Source organism: Nocardioides sp. PD653-B2 (genome assembly GCF_002117935.1).
Taxonomy (GTDB): domain Bacteria; phylum Actinomycetota; class Actinomycetes; order Propionibacteriales; family Nocardioidaceae; genus Nocardioides.
On record NZ_BDJE01000030.1, the window covers coordinates 16,488 to 35,677 of the forward strand.

Sequence of the window (19,190 nt, forward strand, 5' to 3'; positions counted from 1 at the left end):
TCAGGACTCCTCGATCTCGCCCGTGGCGGTGTTGACGCTCACAGTCTTGCTGGTCGCGGACCGCTGGGCGACGGCTTCCTTGATCGCCGCCGCTGTCTGCGGCCCGATCCCGGGGACCTGGGCGATCTCGTCGACCTCCGCGAGCCGCAGCTTCTTCAGCGAGCCGAAGTACTTGAGCAGGGTCTTGCGGCGCACCTCACCCAGACCGGGCACGTCGTCGAGGAGGCTCTCCACCATCGACTTGGAGCGCCGCGAGCGGTGGTGGGTGATCGCGAAGCGGTGGGCCTCGTCGCGGATCCGCTGGAGCAGGTAGAGGCCCTCGCTCGACCGCGGCAGGATGACCGGGTCCTCCTGGTCGGGCAGCCAGACCTCCTCCAGCCGCTTCGCCAGCCCGCAGACCGGGATGTCGACGATGCCCAGCTCGGTCAGCGCACGCTGCGCGGCCGCGACCTGGGGTGGCCCGCCGTCGACCACGACCAGGCCCGGCGCGTAGGCGAACTTGCGCGCTCGCCCGGTCTCGGGGTCGACCAGCATCGGCCCGTTCTCCGTGGTCACCTCGCTGCTGGAAGCCTGCTCGTCGAGGAGCCGGCGGAAGCGTCGGGTGATCACCTCGTGCATCGACGCCACGTCGTTCTGGCCGTCGACGCCGCGGATCACGAACCGGCGGTACTCGCTCTTGCGGGCCAGGCCGTCCTCGAAGACCACCATCGACGCGACGACCTCGGTGCCCTGGAGGTTGGAGACGTCGTAGCACTCGATCCGCAGCGGCACCTCGTCGAGGTCGAGCGCGTCCTGGATCTCCTCGAGCGCCCGGTTGCGCGTGGTCAGGTCGCTCGCCCGCTTCGTCTTGTGCAGCGCCAGTGACTGGGCGGCGTTCTGGGCGACGGTCTCCTGGAGCGCCAGCTTGGGCCCGCGCTGCGGCACCCGGATGGACACCTTGGTGCCGCGCAGGCCGCCGAGGAGCTGTTCGTAGGTCGCCACGTCGGGCGGCACGGCGGGGACCAGGATCTCGCGCGGGATCGCGTCGGCGGCGTCGGCGTCCGTGCCGGCGTAGAGCTGGAGGAGGAAGTCGTCGACCAGCTCGGCGGTGCCGCCCTCGTCGACGCGGTCGGCCACCCAGCCACGCTGACCGCGGATCCGCCCGCCGCGGACGTAGAAGATCTGCACCGCGACCTCGAGCGGGTCCTCGGCGAAGGCGATCACGTCGACGTCGGCGCCGTCGCCCAGCACCACGGCCTGCTTCTCGAGCGCCTTGTGCAGGGCGCCGAGGTCGTCACGCAGCCGCGCTGCCTTCTCGAAGTCGAGCGCGTCGGACGCGGCGTACATCTCCTTCTCGATGCGCCGGACGAACGCGTTGGTGTGGCCGGCCATGAAGTCGCAGAAGTCGTCGACGATCTGGCGGTGCTCCTCGGCGCTGACGTTGCCCACGCACGGCGCCGAGCACTTGTCGATGTAACCGAGCAGGCACGGCCGGCCGATCTGCGCGGACCGCTTGAAGACACCGTTGCTGCAGGACCGCATCGGGAACACGCGGAGCAGGATGTCGACCGTCTCGCGGATCGCCCAGGCGTGCCCGTAGGGCCCGAAGTAGCGGGTGCCCTTGCGCTTGGCGCCGCGCCCGACCATCACCCGCGGGAACTCCTCGCCGACGGTGACCGCCAGCCAGGGGTACGACTTGTCGTCGCGGTACTTGACGTTGAACCGCGGGTCGAACTCCTTGATCCAGGAGTACTCCAGCTGGAGCGCCTCGACCTCGGTCTTCACCACCGTCCACTCGACGCTCGCCGCCGCGGTCACCATCGTCGCCGTGCGGGGGTGGAGGTTGCCGATGTCCTGGAAGTACGACGACAACCGGGGCCGCAGGCTCTTCGCCTTGCCGACGTAGATGACCCGGCCCTTCGGGTCGCGGAACCGGTAGACCCCCGGCTGGGTGGGGATCGTGCCGGGCTCGGGACGGTACGAGAGCGGGCCTCGGGAGGTGCGGGACGGACGAGCGGGAGGCACGCCACAACCCTACGGGCCGCCGGGGACACGGGCCGGCGCGGACCGTGACCTTGTTTGTCTGGTGGATTACTCTACTTTCATGGTGGTCTGTCGCGATCTCTACGGCTACGCGCTCTCGTGCAACGCGGAGGCCGCCGCCGCGTTCAACCGCGGCGCGGGCGACCTGCTCCGGCTCCGGGCCGGCTCCGAGCGCGCCGTCGCCGCGTCCATCACCCTCGACCCGACCTTCGCGCTCGGCCACGCCACCCTCGCTCTCCTGGGCCACGAGCTGTGCGCCCCCGTCGACGTCCGGGCCCGGATGCGCGACGCCGTGCTGCACTCCTCGCGCGCGACGGCCCGCGAGCGCAGCCACATCCAGGCCGTGGCCGCCCACCTGCGCGGTGACTCCCGGCCGCTGGTGCGCCACCTCGCCGCCTACCCGCGCGACGCCGTGCTGCTCTCGACGGCGGTCCCGACCATCGCCTTCGCCGGCGTGACCGAGGTCCCCGAGGAGGCGTGGCGCATCGTCGAGAGCGCCGCCCCGGCGTACGGGGACGACTGGTGGTTCACCGGACTGCTGGCGTTCGTCCGCCAGGAGCAGCGCCGTTTCGACGAGGCGATGGAGCTCTCCTGCCGGTCGCTGGCCGAGGAGCCCGGCGCCGGGCACTCGGCGCACGCACGGGCGCACGCGCACTACGAGACCGGCGACCACCATGCCGGCCTGGCCTGGATGGACGGCTGGGTGGAGGGCGACGGCGCGTCGATCGAGAGCCTCAGCCACTTCTCCTGGCACGCCGCGCTGCACGAGCTGTCGCTCGGCGACCTGGACGCGGTCCGGCGCCGCTACGAGGCTCAGCTGAGGCCCGAGCACGGCCTCGGCTGTCGCGCCCTCGTCGACAGCGGCTCGCTCCTGGTCCGCTGGGCCCTGACGCCCGGCGCGACCGACGTGCCGGACATCGCCGAGGTCGCCGCCGTCGCCGGCCGCGGGACCCTCGAGCGGCCGGCGACGCCGTTCCTCGGCATGCACGCCGCCGTCGCCCTGCTGGCCCTCGGCGACGCGAGCGGGCTCGACCGTCTGGGCTCCTGGGCCGCGGCCCACCGCAACCCGGCCCAGCGCGAGGTCGTCGCACCGCTGGCGCAGGCGCTCGGGCAGCTGGCGGCCGGGCGCTGCTCGACGGCGGCCGACGCGCTGAAGGTGCTCCGGGACGCGACCTGGCGGCTGGGGGGCTCCGATGCTCAGCGCGAGATCGTCGAGGAGGCCCGGATCGCGGCGCTGCTGCGCGCCGGTCGGCTCGACGAGGCGCGGTCGCTGCTCGACGAGCGGCTCGACCGCCGGCACTCGCCGCGCGACGTGCGGTGGCGTGACGAGTGCCTGTCCCCCGCCCGCGGGAGCTGAGTCACGGGCTCAGGCGGTGGTGATCTCGCCGTCCTTGACCGTCACGGCGACCTCGGCGAGCGCGGTCGGCGCCGGCCCGCCCTGGACGGACCCGTCCTCGATGGAGAACGCGCTGCCGTGGCAGGTGCAGTTGATGGTGCCGCCGTCGACGTTCGCGACCAGGCAGCCCTGATGGGTGCAGACCGCCGAGAAGGCCTTGAACTCGCCGTTGGTCGGCTGGGTCACGACGAGCTTCTGATCGGCGTAGACGGTGCCGCCGCCGACGGGTACGTCGGACGCGGGCCCGAGGGTCTCGCCCGCGCTGGGCGTCGACCCACCGTCGATGGCGGTCGAACCGTCGCCCCCGCCGCAGGCAGCGAGCAGCGGAAGCCCCACCCCCACGACGGCAGCTCCGGTCAGGGCGTGTCGTCGGGTCAGTCCATCGGTGGTCACGGTCGTCATCCTCTCGACGTGCAGTCGTTGAACTTTCACCCTAGACAGGGAAGCTGTCAGATCCGGTGCCGGAGCATGAGAGTTCCATGAGAACTCCGGTGGGCTAGCTCGCCTGGCGCTTGGCTGCCGTCTTCTTGACCGCCGTCTCCTTGGCCGCCGTCTTCTTCGCGGCTGTCTTCTTGGCCGCCGTCTTCTTGGCCGCCGCCTTCTTCGCGACCGCCTTCTCGGCGGCCTTCTTGGCCGCCTTGGTGGTCGGCGGCGGGGTCGGCGCCTTCGGGGGGGCGACCTTGCGGGTGGGCTGCTTGGCGGCGCGGCCCTCGAGCAGCGGCGCGAGGAACTGGCCGGTGTAGCTCTCCGGGTTGGCCGCCACCGCCTCGGGCGTGCCCTCGGCCACCACCATGCCGCCGCGCGAACCGCCCTCGGGACCCATGTCGACCAGCCAGTCGGCGGTCTTGATGACGTCGAGGTTGTGCTCGATCACCAGCACCGAGTTGCCCTGGTCGACCAGGCGGCCGAGGACCAGCAGCAGCTTGCGGATGTCCTCGAAGTGGAGGCCGGTGGTGGGCTCGTCGAGCACGTAGACCGTGCGCCCGGTGGACCGCTTCTGCAGCTCCGAGGACAGCTTGACGCGCTGCGCCTCGCCGCCGGACAGCGTGGTCGCCGGCTGGCCGAGCCGGACGTAGCCGAGACCGACCTCGACCAGGGTCTTCATGTGCCGGGCGATCGCGGGCACCGCGGCGAAGAAGTCGGCGGCCTCCTCGATCGGCATGTCGAGGACCTCGGCGATGGTCTTGCCCTTGTAGTGCACCTCGAGCGTCTCGCGGTTGTAACGGGCCCCGTGGCAGACCTCGCACGGGACGTAGACGTCCGGCAGGAAGTTCATCTCGATCTTGATCGTGCCGTCGCCGGAGCACGCCTCGCACCGGCCGCCCTTGACGTTGAAGGAGAAGCGGCCCTGGAGGTAGCCGCGCATCTTCGCCTCGGGCGTCGCGGCGAAGAGCTTGCGGACGTGGTCGAAGACGCCGGTGTAGGTCGCCGGGTTGGACCGCGGGGTGCGGCCGATCGGTGACTGGTCGACGTGGATCACCTTGTCGACGTGCTCGAGACCGGTGATCTTCTGGTGTCGTCCGGGCACCGCGCGGGCGTTGTAGATCTGCTTGGCCAGCGACGTGTAGAGGATGTCGTTGACGAGCGTCGACTTGCCCGAGCCGGAGACGCCGGTCACGGCGACGAACAGCCCCAGCGGGAACGACACGTCGACGTCGCGCAGGTTGTGCTCGCGGGCGCCGTGCACGGTCAGCTCGCGGCCGGTCGTGCGTGGGCGTCGTACGGCGGGGACCGGGATCTCGCGGCGACCGGAGAGGTACTGGCCGGTCATCGAGTCGGGGTGGGCGAGCAGGCCCTCGACGCTGCCGCTGTGGACGACCTGGCCGCCGTGCTCGCCGGCGCCGGGCCCGATGTCGACGACCCAGTCGGCGACCCGGATGGTGTCCTCGTCGTGCTCGACGACGATCAGGGTGTTGCCGAGGTCCTTGAGCCGGACCAGGGTCTCGATCAGGCGGTGGTTGTCGCGCTGGTGGAGACCGATCGACGGCTCGTCGAGGACGTAGAGGACGCCGACCAGGCCGGCTCCGATCTGGGTGGCCAGGCGGATCCGCTGCGCCTCACCACCCGACAGGGAGCCCGACGGCCGGTCCAACGAGAGGTAGTCGAGGCCGACGTCGAGCAGGAAGTTGAGCCGCTCCTGGATCTCCTTGAGCACCCGCTCGCCGATCTGGCGCTCGCGCGCGGTGAGATCGAGGTTGCGCAGGTAGTCGGCGGTCTCGTTGATCGGCATCCGGCAGACCTCGGCGATGTTCTTGCCGCCGTCTTGGAGAGAGCCGCCGAGGGTGACCGACATCGACACCGGCTTGAGCCGGCTGCCACCACAGGTCGGGCAGGGCACCTCCCGCATGAACCCCTCGAAGCGGTCGCGACTGGTGTCGGACTCGGCCTCGCGGTGCCGCCGCTCGATGTAGGGCCGCACGCCCTCGAACTCGGCGTAGTAGGCCCGCTGCCGGCCGTAGCGGTTGCGGGTGACGACGTGCACCTTGGTGGAGTGGCCGTCGAGGATGGAGTTCTGCTGCTTGGTGGTGAGGTCTTGCCACGGGGTGTTGAGGTCGAAGCCGAGCTCGTCGCCCAGCGCCCCCATCAGCCGCAGGAAGTAGTCGGCCACGTGGGCCTGGCTCCACGGCTGGATCGCGCCCTCGCCGAGCGTCGCCTGCGGGTTGGGCACGACCAGCTCGGGGTCGACCTCCATCCGGGTGCCGAGGCCGTGGCAGGCCGGGCACGCGCCGAACGGCGAGTTGAACGAGAACGACCGCGGCTCGAGCTCGTCGGTGTCGATCGGGTGCTCGTTGGGGCACGCCATCTTCTCGCTGAACCGCAGCTCCCGGCCCGGGTCCTTCGCGTCGAGGTCGACGAAGTCGAAGAGCACCAGGCCGCCGGCGAGCTGCAGCGCGGTCTCGACCGAGTCGGTGAGCCGCCGCTTCGAGGAGTCCTTGACCGCGAGCCGGTCGACCACGACCTCGATCGTGTGCTTCTTCTGCTTGTCGAGCTTCGGCCCGTCCGTGAGCACGGCGTCGAGCGAGTAGGTCTCGCCGTCTACGCGAGCGCGGGAGAAACCCTGGGTCTGGAGCTGCTTGAAGAGCTCGACGTACTCGCCCTTGCGACCCCGGATCACCGGCGCCAGGACCTGGAACCGGCGGCCCTCCTCGAGCGACAGGATCTTGTCGACGATCTGCTGGGGCGTCTGCCGCTCGATCGGCGCGCCGCAGGTCGGGCAATGCGGCCGACCGGCGCGCGCGTAGAGCAGGCGCAGGTAGTCGTAGACCTCGGTGATCGTGCCGACGGTCGAGCGCGGGTTCTTGGAGGTGGACTTCTGGTCGATGGAGACCGCGGGCGACAGGCCCTCGATGAAGTCGACGTCGGGCTTGTCCATCTGGCCCAGGAACTGGCGGGCGTACGCCGACAGCGACTCGACGTAGCGGCGCTGGCCCTCGGCGAAGATCGTGTCGAACGCGAGCGACGACTTGCCGGACCCGGAGAGGCCCGTGAAGACGATCAGGGAGTCCCGGGGCAGGTCGATCGAGACATCCTTGAGGTTGTGCTCGCGCGCTCCCCGGATGATGAGCTGATCCGCCACTGCTAACCCCTCGTCTTCGAACATGTGTTCGCTACTCTAACCGACCCGAAACAGGCACAACGAGCACACGTGCGCCGGTGTTCCCACGATCTCACGGGCCACCGACAGTCCTCCGGTCGCGGCCGATCCGGCAGGATGGGGCCCATGTCCGAGCAGAAGAGCCAGGCCATCGCCGAGGAGCTCCTCGCGGAGGCGACCCGCCGGCTGGTCCGGACCGCCGACGGCCTCGCCGACGACGAGTACGGCGCACCGAGCGGCCTCCCCGACTGGACCCGCGGCCACGTGCTCGCGCACCTCACGCTCAACGCCGAGGGGCTCGCCGGCGCGCTCGGCGGGATCGTCGAGGGCGAGCGGGTGCCGATGTATGCGTCCCAGGAGGCTCGGGACGGCGACATCGCCGCGCTGGCCGCGCAGGGGCCCTCGGCGATCCGCACCCGACTGCTGGGCGCGTGCACCGACCTCGCGGCCGCGTTCGCCGCCGTGCCCGAGGACCAGTGGGACACCACCGTCGACCGGGTCCCCGGCGGCCGCACCTTCACCGTCGGCGACGTGCCCGCCATGCGGTTGCGCGAGGTGGAGATCCACCACGCCGACCTGGCCGCCGGCTACGACTGCCGCAGCTGGTCGCCGGAGTTCGTGGTGTTGCTGCTCGACGCGATGGCCCACCGGGACCCCTCGTCCGAGCCGTTCACGGTCCGGGCCACCGACCTCCGGCGCACCTGGCCGTTCGGCGCGGGCGGCCCGACCGTCTCGGGCACCGGCGCCGAGCTCGGTTGGTGGCTCACCGGGCGCGGGACCGGCGAAGGACTGACCAGCGACAGCGGCGCCCTGCCGCAGATCGGAACGTGGTGACGATGAGCGAGTACACCGGACGGGTGAAGCCGGGCGGTCCGCCCGACGTGCGCGAGCTGGCGCACCTGACGATCACCAAGGTCGCCGTCGACCCCCAGATGTCCAACAACTGCTACCTCCTGCGGTGCCAGCACACCGGCGACCAGGTGCTGGTCGACGCGGCCGCCGAGCCCGACACCCTGCTCCCGCTCATCGGCGACGCCGGCCTCAGCGCCGTCGCGACGACCCACCGGCACTGGGACCACCACCGTGCGCTCGCCGCCGTGGTGGCGGCGACCGGCGCCGAGGTCGTGGCCGGCGCTCCGGACGCGGCGGACATCACCGAGCAGACCGGCGTACCGGTCACCCGGACGCTCGCCCAGGGCGACACCGTCGCGGTCGGCGACTGCACCCTCGAGGTGATCGCGATCGCGGGTCACACCCCCGGCTCGATCGCCCTCCTGTACGACGACCCCGACGGCCACCCGCACCTCTTCACCGGCGACTCGCTCTTCCCGGGCGGCGTGGGGAACACCTTCGGCGACGAGGGCGCGTTCCTCCAGCTGATCAGCGACGTCGAGACCAAGGTCTTCCAGCGGCTCCCCGACGACACCTGGTTCTACCCCGGGCACGGGGACGACTCGACGATCGGCGCCGAGCGCCCGTCGCTCGGCGAGTGGCGCGAGCGCGGCTGGTAGCCGCCGTCGGCTCGTGGTCGGGCCCGATCAGGCGGCGGACGGCCAGTCGTCGTGGTCGTCGTCCGGGTTGCTCGCGTCGATCGGGGAGAACGGCGTGAGGCCGGGGTCCGCGATCGGCGGCAGCGACTCGAAGCGCCGCAGCTCGCCAGGCTCGACGGTGCTGGTCTCCCAGTCGTCGAGGTCGGCCAGGGTCAGGTCGGCGTACGCCGGGACGGCGTCGAGATCGAGAAGCTCGTCGCGCGGCATGCCCGCCGGGAGCGTGTCCTGGCTGAGGCTCGCGAAGACGTAGAGCGACTGCCAGTCCGGAGCCGTGCCGGCGTCGAGGTGGTCGAGGAGCGTGTCCTCGGCCAGGTCGGCGTCGATCACCAGGACCACCTTGTCGGTGCCGTACCGGTCGGCCCAGCGCCACATCGTGCGGGCACCGATCCGACGACTGTCGGCGTGGCGCGTGACGCGCTCGACGGTGGCGGCCGGGATCGAGTCGGCGAGCAGCAGGTTCTCCACGTCGAGCCGGTTGACCCGGTCCGGGTGCTGCCGCAGCTGACGGAAACGGCGGTCGAGGTCGCGCCGTCGGGTGGCATGGTCAGCAGGTCGCGTGGCGGTGGCGGCAATGGCCCACCCGAGGCAGGTCACGGTGATCAAGCACAGACCGAGAAGCATGGCTCATCCCTCATTTCCGTCCGAACCCGGTGGCCGAGCCCCTCAGCGGAGGACTGGGAGCTGCCGGCCGGAGTTCACGTGTCGCCCTTCATGGAGGACGGGAAGTTACCCGCGAGTCATCGATGGCAGTCATCACATTGCCCATTCGATGCGCGTGGGCTAGACCGGAGGTCAGTGGTAGGTGACCTTCACGGTGTCGGTCACGGGGATCGACTGGCAGCCGAGCCGGATGCCCTCCGCCAGGTCCTCCGCGTCCAGGACGTCGTTGTGCAGCATCTCGACCTCACCCTGCAGCAGGCGGATCGCGCACGCCGAGCACTCCCCCTCACGGCAGGAGTACGGCGCCTTGACGCCCTTCGACTCCAGGTGGTCGAGCAGCTTGGTGCCCGGCGCCCAGTCGTCGAACGTGTAGTCCTGGCCGTCGAGCTCGACCTCGAGCTTGACCGGGCCCTGCGGGCCCACATCGTCCGGGGCGGCCGCGGCCGCCTCGTCCACGACGTCGTCGGGGTCGGTCTCGGCGTCCTCGATCTCGTGCTCGGCGACCTCCTGGTCGTGCAGGTCGCCGAACGGGTTGCCGCCCAGCGAGATGAACCGCTCCTGGTGCCGCCGCTCGCGTGGGAACTCCAGCTCCTTGAGCGCGGCCACCGTGATCTTCATGAACGGCGCCGGCCCGCACACGAACGCGTCGTAGGACGTGAACGTCGACGCGAAGGCCTTCATCTGGTCCTGGCTGGGCAGCCCCTGCACGGACTCGAGCCAGTGCACGACGACCAGCCGGTCGGGGTGCGCGCGGGCCATCTCGGCGAGCTCCTCGGCGAAGATCACCGACCGCTCGTCGCGGTTGGCGTAGAAGAGCACGATCTTGCCGGTGCCCTGCTGGAGCGCCGTCCGGGTGATCGAGATGACCGGGGTGATCCCGCTGCCGCCCGCGAAGAGCAGCAGGTCCGCGCTCAGCGACGCCGGCGTGAAGATGCCGCTCGGCGGCAGCACCCGCATCGTGTCGCCCTGGCGGAGGTGGTCGCAGATCCAGTTCGACGCGTAGCCGTCGGCGGTCCGCTTCACGGTGATGGTGAGCAGGCGCCCGCCGCCGGGGCTGCTCGACAAGGAGTAGCAGCGGGCGGCGACGCCGGTCCGGTCGCTCGGGACGGCGAGCGTCAGGAACTGGCCCGGCTTGTAGGCGAAGCGCTCCGCCAGGTCGTCCGGGACCGCGAAGGACACCGAGTGGGCGTCAGCGGTCTCCTCGACCACCTCCGCGACGCGGAGCTCGAAGGAGTCGTCCATTCGTGTCAGTACCCGTCCTCGGCGCCGATCGGGACCCGTCCATCGCGTACCGCCGCCTCGACGCTGGCGATCATCCGCGGGCAACCGTACTTCACGGCACGGCCGTCGGTACGGCGGGCGAACTCCGGGCACTGACCGCGCGCCTCGGCGGACCACTGGATGGACGTGTGGTGCTCGCTGTTCTTCTTGACGCCGACAGTGGCCAGGCAGTCGAGACAGGCGACGTCGACCAGCCGGGCCCGGGTGTAGAGGCGCTGGTCCTCCAGCGTGTCCGAGCTGGTGGGGACGAAGGAGGCCACCTGTCAGGTGCCCGTCATGATCGGGGGCGAGCCCGCGTCGACCGACTCGGCCGCCTCGTCCTCGACCGCCTTCCGGGCGAGGTTCTCCGCGACCTCCTCGTGCCAGTACTCGTTCGCCTTCGTGGTGTCGACCTCGAACTCGAAGCGGTTGGTCATCTCCGGGTCGACGTCGGCCTGGTCCGTGTAGAACTGCTCGTACCAGCGGCGGAGCTGGTAGACGGGCCCGTCCTCCTCGCAGAGGAGCGGGTTCTGCACCGGCACCTTGTTCTTCCAGATGTGCACGTCCTGGAGGAAGCCGCCGCCGAACATCTCGGCGTACTTCTTCGAGATGTACTGCGCGGTCTCGTCGTCGATCCCCTCGGGCTTCTTGACCGTGATGCCGTACTGCAGCGTGAACGAGTCGGGCCCGGTCGGGAGGTGGCAGTTGATCAGGATCACCTCGGTCTCGAAGCCCTTGTAGTCGACCTGGAGCCAGTTGATCATGTACGCCGGTCCGAAGTAGGTCGCCTCGGACTTGAGGAACATCTCGGCGTCGCCGTACCCGCCGGTCTTGTCGGGCCGGCCCTTCGACTCCATGTACTGCGTGGCGACGGTGCCCTCGAAGACGTTGCGGAAGCTCGTCGGGAACGAGAAGTGCACGTAGTAGAAGTGCGCCATGTCGACGACGTTGTCGATGAGCTCACGGCAGTGGGAGCCGACGATCGGCTCGACGGCCCAGGTCCAGTCGGTGTACTCGTCGGTGCCGACGCCCGGCAGCTCGGGCGGGAGGATGTCCAGGTCGGGCGCGGAGCCCTCGGTGTCGTGCCAGACCAGCACCTGGTCGTTGCGGATCACGACGGGATACCTCTGGGTGCGGGCCCGCAGCGGCACCCGGCGCGCGTACGGGATCGCCTTGCACTTGCCGTCGCCGCCCCAGCGCCAGTCGTGGAAGGGGCACGCGACCTCGTCGCCCTTGACCGAGCCCTGGGTGAGGTCGCCGCCCATGTGCCGGCAGTAGCCGTCGAGGACGTTGATGTCGCCCCGGGTGTCCTGCCAGACGACGAGCTTGCCGCCGAACGCGTCGATGCCGTGAGGCTTGCCGTCCGCGAAGCTCTCCTTGAGACCCAGGCAGTGCCAGCCGCGCGCGAAGCGCTCCGGGGGCGTGCCGTGGTCGAGGGCTCTGACCTTCGTGGCCCTGTCGGTTGCAACGTCACTCATGGCCGGCCTCCAGCTCGATCTGGACCAAAACAAGAACAGGTTATAGTTTTTGGGGAGCCGACACCACCGCACCCCCTAGATCGTGCGCGAACCCCGTTCGTGGCAGCGCCACTTCAGGAGAGCAGGAAGCCCATGCACATCGCCCTCACTCCCGATCAGCTGAGCCTGCGGGAGGAGCTGCGCGAGTACTTCGCCACCCTCGTCACCCCCGAGGTGAGAGCCGGCCTGGCCTCCGCGACCGGCGAGTTCGGCGACGACCTGGTCTACAAGTCGGTGATCCGGCAGCTCGGCACCGACGGCTGGCTCGGCATCGGCTGGCCGGAGGAGTACGGCGGCCAGGCTCGCTCGATGGTCGACCAGCTGATCTTCACCGACGCCGCCGCGGTGGCCGGCGTGCCGATCCCCTACCTGACGCTCAACACGGTGGGGCCGACGATCATGCGCTACGGCACCGACGAGCAGAAGGAGTACTTCCTCCCGCGGATCCTCGCCGGCGACCTGCACTTCTCGATCGGCTACTCGGAGCCCGACTCCGGCACCGACCTCGCGTCGCTTCGGACCCGGGCCGTCCGCGAGGGCGACGAGTGGGTCATCAACGGCCAGAAGATGTGGACCTCCCTCATCCAGTACGCCGACTGGATCTGGCTGGCCTGCCGCACCGACCCCGACCTGCCCCGCCACAAGGGCCTGTCGATGATCCTGGTGCCGGCCGACTCCCCCGGCTTCTCCTACACGCCGGTGCACACCGTTGCCGGCGTGAGCACCAGCGCGACGTACTACGAGGACGTGCGGGTGCCGGCGGCCAACCTGGTCGGCGAGCTCAACGGCGGCTGGTCGCTGATGACCAACCAGCTCAACCACGAGCGGGTCGCGCTCACCTCGGCCGCACCGCTGACCTACTCGATCGACCTGGTCCGGCGCTGGGCGCAGGAGACCAAGAACCCCGACGGCCACCGGGTGATCGACTCCGAGTGGGTGCAGATCGCGCTCGGCCGGGCACACGCCCGCACCACCGCGCTCGCCCTCATCAACTGGAAGCTCGCGGCCGACGCCGACGCCGGGGTCGACCTGTCCCCCGCCGAGGCCTCCGCGACCAAGATCTACGGCTCCGAGCTGGCCACCGAGGTCTACCGCTCGCTGATGGAGATCGTCGGGCCGAACGCCGGCATCACCAGCGACTCCGAGGGCGCCGTGCTCGCGGGCCGCCTGGAGCGCTTCCACCGCTCCGCCCTGGTGATGACCTTCGGGGGCGGCACCAACGAGATCCAGCGCGACATCATCGGCTACGTCGCCCTCGGCCTCCCCGCCGCGAAGAGGAACTGAGGAGCAGTCATGGACTTCCGTTTCACGCAGGAGCAGGACGAGGCCGCCGAGCTGGCCGCCGGGATCCTGAAGGACCGCGCCACCAACGAGCGGCTCAAGGCCGTCGAGGCCGAGGGTGACCGTTTCGACCGCGACCTCTGGGCCGAGCTCGGCACCGCCGGCCTGCTCGGGCTCGCGCTGCCGGAGGAGCACGGCGGCGCCGGCCTCGGCATCATCGAGCTCTGCCGGGTGCTGGTCGAGGTCGGCCGCAAGGTCGCGCCCGTCCCCCTGGCCGCGCACGGCCCCGCGTCGCGCCTGATCGCCGAGCTCGGCTCCGACGCCCAGCAGCGGCAGTGGCTGCCGGGCGCCGCCTCGGGTGCCACCGTGCTGACGGCCGCCGTGGCCGAGGAGCGCGCCTTCTCGCCCGAGCGGCCCACGACGGCGGCCACGCCCGACGGCTCGTCGTACCGGATCACCGGCAGCAAGGCGATCGTCCCGGCCGGGCCGTACGCCGATGCCTTCCTGGTGCCGGCCGAGACCCCGTCGGGTGTCGGGGTCTTCCTCGTCCAGCCCGGCGACCCGGGCGTCACCGTCGTCGCGCAGACGTTCTCCGACGGGGACGGTGTGGCCCGGCTCGACCTCGACGCCGCCGAGATCCCCGCCGACCGGCTCGTGGGTGAGACCGACGGCGTGGCCGACGACCGGCTGCGCCAGCTCCTCGTGCTCGCCGCCTCCGCCGAGCAGCTCGGCATCACCGAGGGCGCGCTGAAGCTGACCTCGACGTACGCCAAGACCCGTGAGCAGTTCGGCCGGCCGATCGGCACCTTCCAGGCCGTCTCGCAGCGGCTGGCCGACGGCTTCATCGACGTGCTCGCGCAGCGGCTCGCGCTCTGGCAGGCCGCCTGGCGCGTCCAGGAGGGGCTGCCCGCCGACAGCGAGATCGCGATCGCCAAGCTGTGGGCGGCCGACGCCGGCCACCGGCTCGCCCACACGACCGTGCACGTGCACGGCGGGGTCGGCATCGACCTCGACGGCGAGGCGCACCGCTACTTCACGAGCGCCAAGCGCTTCGAGTTCCTGCACGGAGGCAGCACCGAGCAGGCGCTGAACGTCGGTCGCATCCTGGCGGCTGAGCCGGCCTAGGGGTCTCGACACGCTCGCCGGCGCTCGGTCCTCGACCACCGAGCGTTCGTCGGCCGGATCGCGCCGCGCCGGCAGACCTCAGGGCGCGGGCGACGGCTGCGTGTCCGCGTCGGTGAAGGGCGTGCCACCGCCGAAACCGTCGCTGACCTGGGCGAGGTCGAGGACCCGATAGGGCGCCGCGCTGCTCGTCGCCCGCGTCCGCAGCGCCGCCAGCGGCACCTCGGCGCGGGACGCGACCACGACCAGGTTGCCCAGCCGCCGGGCACGCAGCGTGGCCGGCTCCGCCGTGAGCAGCAGCTCGGGGAACGACGTGCGGACCGCGGCGACGACCCGCCGGGTCCACCCGAACGGCGCCCGGTCGGTGAGGTTCAGCACCAGGAGCCCGGCCGGCTCGAGCACTCTCGCCACCTCGGCGAAGAACTCGGTGGTCACCAGCTCCGGGGGCACCCGGGCGTCGTCGAACGCGTCGAGCACGACCAGCTCGGCGTGAGCGTCCCTCAGGGCGGCGACGCCGGAGCGGCCGTCGACCGGACGGACCTTGATCCCGCTCTGCCGCGGCAGCGGCAGCTCGACGCGGACCCGCTCGGTGACGTCGGCAGCGGGCTCGAGCACGATCTGGGGCGAGCGCGGGCGCCGCGTGGCGACGTACCTCGGCAGCGTCATGGCGGCGCCGCCGATGTGCACGACGCGCACGGGGTCGCCCGGCCTCCCCCACGCGTCGACGACGTCGGCGAGCCGGCGTACGTACTCGAACTCGATCCGCGTCGGGTCGTCGAGGTCGACGTGCGACTGGCTCATCCCGGACATCCGGAGGACGAAGCTGCCCGGCCGGTCGCCGGGGACGATCTCGGCCGCGCTCACCGTAGGTCGTAGCTGCCGGGGACCCGGACACGGTCGTGGGACGACGGGCTGGCGTCGGTGCGGAACAGGCCGGTGTAGGTGTCGACCCGGATCGTGGTGGGCTGGGGCGGGACGCACCGCGCCGGAACGTCGAGCTGGACGGTCGTGCCGCGTCTGGACCTGGACTGCAGCGGCTCGCAGCCGCGGTAGTGGCCCTCGTCGTCGAGGTAGCGATCGGCGTAGGCCCAGTCGTGGTGCTGAGGGCTGAAGCCGATCGACGCGTGCCACCCCTGGCCGCTGCCGGCGGGCGGGAGGAGCTCGACGAGCACCAGCTGGTCGAACCGCTTGCTGCCCGTGAGCCGCGCGACCGTCACGCTCAGGCGCACCGAGCCGTCGTCGCCGACGGGCGTGAGCGTGACGTCGCTGACGTCGATGCTGCGCAACTGCCTGCCGGACAGGTGGTGGACACCGGCGTACACGTGGACGTCACCGGTCGGGTCGCTGACCTGCACCAGCGGGTCGGCGGGCGCAGCCGCCGCGGGGAGCGCCGCCCACGCCAGCAGGGCGGGCAGGACCAGGGCAGCCAGTCTCCTCATCGCCGTGTGCTCCCGTCGTCGGGCCCGGCGGCCACCGGGCGGGTCGCCATCCTCGCAGCCGGGCCCGGCCGGGGGCAGGGTCCGAGGTCACGGAGCCTTGGTAGCGTTCGTCCCGCCAGTCGAACCACCTCGGTGGTCAGGGAACCCGGTGAGAGTCCGGGACTGACGCGCAGCGGTATGGGTGACGGGCGGGACACGCCGGGGGCGACCTCGACAGCCACTGGATCGCTGATCCGGGAAGGCGTCCCGTGCCGGTCGAACCCGAGTCCGAAGACCTGCTGGCTCCGACGACAACGGTCGTCGGGTCCCGCGGGCTCCGCGCACGAGCCCCTGACCGCGGAGGACCTCGTGTCGACCACCACCCGAACCCGTCGTGACCTGTGCCCGGGCGTCCTCCGCCCGTGGCCCGCCGAGGACGGCCACCTCGTCCGGCTGCGCGTGCCGGGCGGCCAGCTGCCCGCTGGGTCGTTGGCCGCGCTGGTCGAGGTCGCTCGTGAGTACGGCGACGGCGACGTGCACCTGACGGGCCGGGCCAACCTCCAGCTGCGCGGCCTCGGCGACGTCTCCCCCGCCGTGGTCGACGCCATCGAGGCGACCGGGCTGCTGCCGTCGCGGTCCCACGAGCTGGTGCGCAACGTGATGGCGTCTCCGCTGACCGGCCTCGCCGGCGGCCGGACCGACCTGCGGCCGGTGGTGGTCGCCCTGGACCGGCTCGTGTGTGCGGACCCGGCGCTGGCCGCGCTGCCGGGGCGGTTCCTCTTCGTGCTGGACGACGGTCGCGGCGACCTCGCCGAACGGTCCTGCGATCTCGGGCTGGTCGCGCTCGACGACGGCCGCGCGCAGCTGCGGGTCGGCCCGTCGTGGGGGACGCTGGTGCCGCTGGCCGACGCTGCCGAGGCCCTGGTCGAGCTGGCCCGCCGCTTCCTCGACGTACGAGGTGAGGGGCCGGAGGCACCCTGGCACGTCGCCGAGCTGCCGGCGCCGCTCGTCGACCCGGTGCCACCGGACCCGCGCGCGCACGTCAGCGCGCCACCGCTGCCGTACGGCGCCGTCGCCGGCGGCACCCACGTCGAGGCGCCGGACGGCGTGGTCGACCCGGCCTCGGTCGCGGACGCCATCCTGGTCACCCCGTGGCGCGGCGTCCTGGTGACCCGATGACGACGCCGCAGCGGCCCCCGCGTCGCTACGCCTACGAAGACGACGGTCCGGCGATCTACGTCGACTCGTTCGCGACCATCCGACGGGAGGCGCGGCTCGACCGGGTGCCGGCCGACGCCGAGAAGCTCGCCGTCCGGATGATCCACGGCTCCGGCCAGGTGGATCTCGTCGACGACCTCGTCGTGCACCCCCTGCTCGTCGGGTCCGCGCGGGCCGCGCTGATGACCGGCGCGCCGATCCTCGCCGACGCCCGGATGGTCGCCACGGGTGTCACCGCCGGTCGGCTCCCGGCGGGCAACGACGTGCACTGCTTCCTCACCGACGAACGAGTCCCCGAGCTGGCCCGGGCATGGGGGACGACCCGGACGGCGGCCGCCGTCTCGCTGTGGGCGCCCCACCTCGACGGCGCCGTGGTCGCGATCGGCAACGCCCCGACCGCGCTCTTCCACCTGCTCGAGATGCTCGTCGACGGAGCCCCGAGGCCGGCCGCGATCATCGGCTGCCCGGTGGGCTTCATCGGTGCCGCCGAGTCCAAGGCGGCGCTGGCGTCGTTCGCCGAGGACCACGGCATCGACGTCCCGTTCGTCACCGTGCGCGGGCGTCGCGGCGGCTCCGCGATGGCGTCGTCCGCCGTCAACGCGCTCGCCCAGGAGCAGGAGTGACCGGGCGGTTCTACGGCGTCGGCGTCGGGCCCGGGGACCCGGAGCTGGTGACCCTGAAGGCGGCTCGGCTGATCGCGGCCGCGGACGTCGTGGCCTACCACTCAGGCGTCGGCAAGCAGTCGAACGCCCGCCGCATCGCGGCCTCGTTGATCCCCGCGGGAGCCGTCGAGGAGGAGCTGCGCTACCCGGTCACCACCGGGACGACCTCGCACCCGGGCGGCTACGCCGGCGCGATGGTCGACTTCTACGAGGAGTCGGCGGAGCGGCTCGCCGTACACCTCGCGGCGGGGCGGACGGTCGTGCTCCTGGCCGAGGGCGACCCGCTCTTCTACGGGTCCTACATGTACATGCACGACCGGCTCTCGGAGCGGTTCGTCACCGAGGTGGTGGCGGGGGTGCCGGCCTTCGCGGCCGCGGCCGCGACGGTGGCGTCGCCGTTGGTGCGCCAGACCGACGTGCTGACGATCCTGCCCGGCACCCTGCCCGAGCCCGAGCTCGCGCGCCGGCTCGCGGACACGGACGGCGCGATCATCATGAAGCTCGGCCGCACCTTCCCCGCCGTCCGACGGGCGCTCGAGGCCGCCGGCCGGCTGGAGCACGCGGTCTACGTCGAGCGGGCCTCCATGCCGGCCGAGCGCTGGCTTCCGGTCGCCGACGTCGACCCCGCGACGGTGCCGTACTTCTCGCTGATCGTCGTGCCTGGTGACACGGCCGGCCGCGACCGTCGGTCTACGGTTTGGTCCCAAACCGCAACATTTCCGGCTGAAAACCTGCGGTTTGGGACCAAACCGCAACCCTGCGAGCTGCTGGTGGTCGGTCTCGGGCCCGGGCCGGAGGAGTGGGTGACGCCGGAGGTGACGGCCGCGCTGGCCGAGGTGGATCACGTCGTGGGCTACGCGCCGTACGTCAACCGGGTCCCGCAGCGGGCCGGGCTGACCCGGCACGCGTCGGGCAACAGCGTCGAGCTGGACCGGGCCCGGCTCGCGCTCGGGCTGGCGCTGCGGGGCGAGCGGGTCGCCGTCGTGTCCGGCGGCGACGCCGGGGTGTTCGGGATGGCGGCGGCGGTCTTCGAGGCGGCCGAGGACCCGGCGTACGCCGGGGTCGCGGTGCGGGTGCTCCCCGGGGTGAGCGCCGTGCAGGCGGTCGCGGCCAGGGCCGGTGCGCCGATCGGCGCGGACTTCGCGGTGATCAGCCTCTCCGACCGGCTCAAGCCGTGGTCGGTGGTCGAGAAGCGGCTCGTCGCGATCGCCCAGGCCGACCTGGTGCTCGCGATCTACAACCCGGCGTCACGCTCGCGCACCGAGCAGGTGGTGCGGGCCCAGAAGCTGCTGCTCGAGCACCGCTGCGCCGACACCGCGGTCGTCGTCGGCCGCGACGTCGGGCGGGCGGAGGAGTCGCTGACCGTCACGACGCTGGCCGAGCTGGACGCCGGGGCGATCGACATGAAGTGCCTGCTGATCGTGGGGGCGTCGAGCACCCGGGTCAGCCCCACCGGCGCGGTGTGGACGCCGCGGTCGGTGGGCTGACC

At 71.8% G+C, this 19,190-nt stretch carries 17 protein-coding genes and 1 riboswitch; of the genes, 8 read left to right on the top strand and 9 right to left on the bottom strand.

Going from position 1 to position 19,190, the window contains the following annotated elements; all coding sequences use genetic code 11:
• The gene (uvrC, locus tag PD653B2_RS13535) at positions 1–2,004 is read right to left on the bottom strand and encodes an excinuclease ABC subunit UvrC (RefSeq protein WP_085872915.1); all 2,004 of its coding nucleotides are present in this window, start codon (positions 2,002–2,004) and stop codon (positions 1–3) included.
• A 79-nt stretch (positions 2,005–2,083) separates the two neighbouring features.
• Here uvrC and PD653B2_RS13540 point away from each other — a divergent pair, with 79 nt between their 5' ends.
• Positions 2,084–3,379, top strand: coding sequence for a pyridine nucleotide-disulfide oxidoreductase (locus tag PD653B2_RS13540; protein WP_242665278.1), 1,296 nt, complete (start codon positions 2,084–2,086; stop codon positions 3,377–3,379).
• A 9-nt stretch (positions 3,380–3,388) separates the two neighbouring features.
• Here PD653B2_RS13540 and PD653B2_RS13545 read toward each other — a convergent pair whose 3' ends face one another.
• Together PD653B2_RS13545 and uvrA are read right to left on the bottom strand one after the other, a co-directional pair.
• Entirely contained in the window at positions 3,389–3,811 is a 423-nt protein-coding gene (locus PD653B2_RS13545; protein WP_242665279.1) for a Rieske (2Fe-2S) protein, read from the bottom strand.
• A gap of 103 nt (positions 3,812–3,914) precedes the next feature.
• On the bottom strand, positions 3,915–6,995 hold the full coding sequence (gene uvrA / locus PD653B2_RS13550) for an excinuclease ABC subunit UvrA (protein ID WP_085872917.1): 3,081 nt from the start codon (positions 6,993–6,995) through the stop codon (positions 3,915–3,917).
• Positions 6,996–7,139: 144 nt separating this feature from the next.
• Here uvrA and PD653B2_RS13555 point away from each other — a divergent pair, with 144 nt between their 5' ends.
• Together PD653B2_RS13555 and PD653B2_RS13560 are read left to right on the top strand one after the other, a co-directional pair.
• On the top strand, positions 7,140–7,847 hold the full coding sequence (locus PD653B2_RS13555) for a maleylpyruvate isomerase family mycothiol-dependent enzyme (RefSeq protein WP_165763468.1): 708 nt from the start codon (positions 7,140–7,142) through the stop codon (positions 7,845–7,847).
• A gap of 2 nt (positions 7,848–7,849) precedes the next feature.
• Complete coding sequence (locus PD653B2_RS13560) at positions 7,850–8,524, top strand: MBL fold metallo-hydrolase (protein WP_085872919.1); 675 nt, start codon at positions 7,850–7,852, stop codon at positions 8,522–8,524.
• Between the two features lie 27 nt (positions 8,525–8,551).
• Here the strand turns inward: PD653B2_RS13560 and PD653B2_RS13565 are convergent, their stop codons facing one another.
• From PD653B2_RS13565 to PD653B2_RS13580, 4 genes are all read right to left on the bottom strand, one after another.
• Positions 8,552–9,184, bottom strand: a complete 633-nt coding sequence (locus PD653B2_RS13565; protein ID WP_085872920.1) for a hypothetical protein — start codon at positions 9,182–9,184, stop codon at positions 8,552–8,554.
• Between the two features lie 171 nt (positions 9,185–9,355).
• Positions 9,356–10,465: a ferredoxin--NADP reductase gene (locus PD653B2_RS13570; protein WP_085872921.1), complete on the bottom strand. Its 1,110-nt coding sequence runs from the start codon at positions 10,463–10,465 to the stop codon at positions 9,356–9,358.
• Between the two features lie 5 nt (positions 10,466–10,470).
• Positions 10,471–10,764 carry a hypothetical protein gene (locus tag PD653B2_RS13575; RefSeq protein WP_085872922.1) on the bottom strand — a complete coding sequence of 98 codons (294 nt, stop codon included), beginning with the start codon at positions 10,762–10,764 and terminating at the stop codon, positions 10,471–10,473.
• Positions 10,765–10,767: 3 nt separating this feature from the next.
• Complete coding sequence (locus PD653B2_RS13580) at positions 10,768–11,961, bottom strand: Rieske 2Fe-2S domain-containing protein (RefSeq protein ID WP_085872923.1); 1,194 nt, start codon at positions 11,959–11,961, stop codon at positions 10,768–10,770.
• A 132-nt stretch (positions 11,962–12,093) separates the two neighbouring features.
• On the opposite strand from PD653B2_RS13580, the gene PD653B2_RS13585 reads away from it, so the two are divergent.
• Together PD653B2_RS13585 and PD653B2_RS13590 are read left to right on the top strand one after the other, a co-directional pair.
• The gene (locus PD653B2_RS13585; protein WP_085872924.1) at positions 12,094–13,284 is read left to right on the top strand and encodes an acyl-CoA dehydrogenase family protein; all 1,191 of its coding nucleotides are present in this window, start codon (positions 12,094–12,096) and stop codon (positions 13,282–13,284) included.
• Positions 13,285–13,293: 9 nt separating this feature from the next.
• Complete coding sequence (locus PD653B2_RS13590; RefSeq protein WP_085872925.1) at positions 13,294–14,406, top strand: acyl-CoA dehydrogenase family protein; 1,113 nt, start codon at positions 13,294–13,296, stop codon at positions 14,404–14,406.
• A gap of 78 nt (positions 14,407–14,484) precedes the next feature.
• Here PD653B2_RS13590 and PD653B2_RS13595 read toward each other — a convergent pair whose 3' ends face one another.
• Both PD653B2_RS13595 and PD653B2_RS13600 read right to left on the bottom strand, forming a co-directional pair.
• Positions 14,485–15,267 (bottom strand): spermidine synthase, encoded by a 783-nt coding sequence (locus PD653B2_RS13595; protein WP_085872926.1) that lies wholly within the window; start codon positions 15,265–15,267, stop codon positions 14,485–14,487.
• Positions 15,264–15,842: a hypothetical protein gene (locus PD653B2_RS13600; RefSeq protein WP_085872927.1), complete on the bottom strand. Its 579-nt coding sequence runs from the start codon at positions 15,840–15,842 to the stop codon at positions 15,264–15,266. The genes PD653B2_RS13595 and PD653B2_RS13600 overlap by 4 nt, the downstream gene beginning before the upstream one ends.
• A gap of 100 nt (positions 15,843–15,942) precedes the next feature.
• Positions 15,943–16,139, top strand: a riboswitch (cobalamin riboswitch).
• A 51-nt stretch (positions 16,140–16,190) separates the two neighbouring features.
• Here PD653B2_RS13600 and PD653B2_RS13605 point away from each other — a divergent pair.
• The 3 genes from PD653B2_RS13605 to PD653B2_RS13615 are packed head-to-tail and all read left to right on the top strand — an operon-like array spanning position 16,191 to position 19,188.
• The gene (locus PD653B2_RS13605) at positions 16,191–17,000 is read left to right on the top strand and encodes a nitrite reductase (RefSeq protein WP_085872928.1); all 810 of its coding nucleotides are present in this window, start codon (positions 16,191–16,193) and stop codon (positions 16,998–17,000) included.
• A complete protein-coding gene (locus PD653B2_RS13610; RefSeq protein WP_085872929.1) occupies positions 16,997–17,662 on the top strand; it encodes a precorrin-8X methylmutase in 666 nt (221 codons plus the stop codon). Before PD653B2_RS13605 ends, PD653B2_RS13610 begins: the two co-directional genes overlap by 4 nt.
• Positions 17,659–19,188 (top strand): precorrin-2 C(20)-methyltransferase, encoded by a 1,530-nt coding sequence (locus tag PD653B2_RS13615; protein ID WP_085872930.1) that lies wholly within the window; start codon positions 17,659–17,661, stop codon positions 19,186–19,188. The genes PD653B2_RS13610 and PD653B2_RS13615 overlap by 4 nt, the downstream gene beginning before the upstream one ends.
• Positions 19,189–19,190 lie beyond the last annotated feature (2 nt).